The 3,321-nt window shown below is 34.6% G+C and carries 5 protein-coding genes; 1 reads left to right on the top strand and 4 read right to left on the bottom strand.

Going from position 1 to position 3,321, the window contains the following annotated elements:
- From AC1DPQ_RS22070 to AC1DPQ_RS22055, 4 genes are all read right to left on the bottom strand, one after another.
- A partial coding sequence (locus AC1DPQ_RS22070; RefSeq protein ID WP_477610883.1) for a hypothetical protein occupies positions 1-353 on the bottom strand: 353 nt, incomplete at its 3' end.
- A gap of 3 nt (positions 354-356) precedes the next feature.
- Positions 357-2,342, bottom strand: a complete 1,986-nt coding sequence (locus AC1DPQ_RS22065) for a helix-hairpin-helix domain-containing protein (RefSeq protein ID WP_477584620.1) — start codon at positions 2,340-2,342, stop codon at positions 357-359.
- A 34-nt stretch (positions 2,343-2,376) separates the two neighbouring features.
- Positions 2,377-2,589, bottom strand: coding sequence for a hypothetical protein (locus AC1DPQ_RS22060; protein WP_477584619.1), 213 nt, complete (start codon positions 2,587-2,589; stop codon positions 2,377-2,379).
- 156 nt (positions 2,590-2,745) lie between these two features.
- Positions 2,746-3,081 (bottom strand): MerR family transcriptional regulator, encoded by a 336-nt coding sequence (locus AC1DPQ_RS22055; protein WP_477610882.1) that lies wholly within the window; start codon positions 3,079-3,081, stop codon positions 2,746-2,748.
- A gap of 116 nt (positions 3,082-3,197) precedes the next feature.
- Between AC1DPQ_RS22055 and AC1DPQ_RS22050 the strand changes: the two genes are divergently transcribed.
- A partial coding sequence (locus AC1DPQ_RS22050; RefSeq protein ID WP_477610884.1) for an alanine--tRNA ligase-related protein occupies positions 3,198-3,321 on the top strand: 124 nt, incomplete at its 3' end.

The raw sequence follows: 3,321 nt of genomic DNA, 5'->3' as shown, positions 1-3,321 counted from the left end.
TTAAAACGTAAGATGTTGCTACTTTGCTGAGGTTCATTGTTCACCCAAACTTTTAAATAGCTGCACTGCGTTTTTGCAAAGTAATTTTGATTTAAACTTTCGTTATGGAGCAGGCAAAGTAAACCGCCAAGGCTGAGGAAAAGTATAAAGATCAAAATACCAACAGCTCCCTTGTAACGGTAAACATTTAATTTTTTATAAGTAATATTCAACAATAAAATGCACAGTAAAACAACAAGTAAGACTGAGGCCCACCATTGAATACCTATGCCTTTTGGAAAAAAATAAAAAATGCAGATGCCTAAAAGAAAAGGAAACAGGATCCTGACAAAAACATATTCGGACTTAAACATTGTTTAAAATTGATAGCGTACCTGAACTTTAACTTCCGATTTTTTATTGCCCTTAATTTCATCCAGGTAAGTACCTACTGTTTCTACGTCCTTATAAACAAACAACCCATATCGAACCCAAATATTTAGCTTCTTGACTATACTGTATTTCAGGTTAAAATAAGTCCTAAAACCTCTTCCATTATACATTCCAAAAGCAAAACTGTACAAAACATCATCTTCATAGGCATAAATTCTGCTATTATAACTTGGGGTATTGAAATAGGCAAATCTTACATTTCCTGTTAGCTTAGCGAACATTGGAGAATAGTCTACATCCTGATAAACGAGATAACCAAATTCTCTATTGGCACTACCTTTTTTATATTGTGAAATCTCTAGCCTGTTTTGGAAGCGCCAATTATTATTCAATTGCCAGCTTGCCTCTGCCCGATAACCTTCTCTTTTTACATTGTCTAAAAAGTTAACAGGCACATCTAAATCCGTATTTTGTTGTTTATGTTCTGTTTTAAATCGGACTAAAATTTTAAAGGTTTTGCTTGGTGTATAAACGGCCTGGGTTAAAATCTCGTAACCTTTTGATGGCTCATCAACACGGTACTTTAACCACGGGAAGCGAAAATAATCACCATAGAAAGAAAAAGCCCATTGTTTATTGGGATTAATATTTAGGCCAGCATACAATCCTTTTTCATTTACGGCTTCGCTCGATTCGGATACTGCCTGATTAAAGAAACTATGATAATCTTTATCATAATCGCGATAAGTTAAAGCAGCAGAAACTGTTGGTGACAAACTAATGAGGACACCGTTAATATAGGCAATGCCACCACCTAAACCCTTGGCTGCCTCGCCATAGAGGTACATATTTTTATATGTATAATTGTAAAACAACCCCAAATTGGTTAGCGCTTTACCTGTGAAACTATATCGATCGTAAGCTGCTGTTTGTGTAATAAAACGGCTCTTATAACGAGTATGGTAAGCAATTGCGCCAACAGCAAATTCGTTTTTGGCATATTGAACTGTGGTACCAAATACGCTTTGCGCTAAAACGCCTTTATTCTTAATCTCAGTAGGGGTTCTATGTAAACCAGTTTGATTAATGGTGGCCTGAACTAAATTTCCTTCTGAATCTAATTTTTGGCTAGCATCAAGATTGCGGAACGAAACAAAAGGGGTAATGTCTACATTTTTAAATAAGTTAATCGTTGCAGCACCTCCTCTAAAAAAAGAATATTCATTAGTAGAGTTATAAGGCCTTAAACCTAAATCTTTTTTAGCTACGCTGGTTACATCAGGACCTTTGCCAAAAGAAAAACCCGACCATAATGTTAAGCCTTGTCCAAATTGCAATGTATAATCGCCAACTACCAGTTTTTTTAGCTTTCCCAATTTGAATAGTGCGATATTGCCAGAATAAAAATCGAAAGGCTTGCCTATAAATTTTTCACCAGCATCTTTGTCTAAAGTAATGGCTGCTGATAGAATTGAGCTATAATGATATCTGTAGCGCGTCTGAAATCTTTCTGGCGAACCTAAATACCGGTTCCCGGGTAAATCTGTATAACCTTTTTGTTTTTGTAGGACCTGGGCAAAGCGCATCATCAAATCATTTTCACCAGTACGTACAATGTTTTTAAAATCGAGCTGCTGATATTCAGCGATATTGGTCAACGTTACAAATGGGAGGAGATTATGCACGGTTTTAATATCAAAACCATCAATACTTTGTAATTCCAGCACATCTGTAAGCTGACCATTTTCCTTTAGATGTGTAAAGAAATTACCAATCTGTAGAGGGGATAGGAAAACCAAAGTCTTTAACTCTTCAACTGAAGTACGGTTCAGATTAATTGGATGTTTACGGTATTTTTCCAATACATCAATCAGTTCAGTCATATCGTAATCATCGGGGAGGTTTTCGGCCATACTCTCCAAAATATCACGTGTATCTGTTTCCTCAGTATTGATTTGAGCATTTGCCATGAATCCAATCATTAGAAATGCAACAATTAAGCTCTTAAACCGCATAGCCACCTCCAATTAGAAATTTATCATAAAGGTTAACAGCCCATGCAATTACCATTTCTCTGTTAGGGATCAATGTAATTCCAAAAGAATTTTCTCGAAGAAAGAAATGATTAACTATGGCAGATAAACGGCCACCCAAATGGTTTTGGGAAAATAAAAAATAGAGGAAAAAGACAAGCAACAATACATACCATATTTTCATAAGCAGGGGTTATACCAGTTAATAAAAAATAGGGGTGATTGATGTTTTGGTTTTGCTAATATAGTAAAATAATTAAAAAAACTACAAAAAATGTATTTTTCTAATTACAGAAGAGTAATGCAAAGAAAATTGATAATGATAAGGGAAATAAAATATTTACAGTTCTTCTGCCAGGTTTACCAAAAAACCTTTCAGTTTTTCTAACGAATCTATAATTTTTTGATTCTCTCTAACGCCTGTTTTATTATTCTTTAAATAGTCTTTGGCACCTTTTAATGTAAATCCTTTTTCATCAACAAGGTTGAAGATGATCTTTAGATTTTCGATGTCTTCTGGAGTAAAAAGACGGTTGCCTTTTTTATTTTTCTTGGGCTGTAGGATATCGAATTCCYTCTCGTAAAAACGGATCTGAGATGCGTTAACATTAAACATTTCAGTCACTTCGCCCATGGTATAATACATTTTATTAATGTCTCTTTCTTTATACGGCATATTTTGTGCTTGATTATGAGTGTCTTATATCGATTAATTAAAGTATTCAAATGTAGCTCGATTTTTCCTTAATAACGCAATAAAATTTTAATTTTGTTCCCTCCAATAATATTGAAATGACAGCAAAAGAGATTAGACAGGCATTCCTTAGTTTTTTTGAATCGAAACAACATCATGTTGTTCCTTCCGCACCGATTGTGGTTAAAAACGACCCCACTTTAATGTTTACCAATGCGGGTA

This window comes from Pedobacter sp. 01T416_2, assembly GCF_056398925.1.
This window is presented reverse-complemented; position numbering and strand designations above follow the sequence as displayed.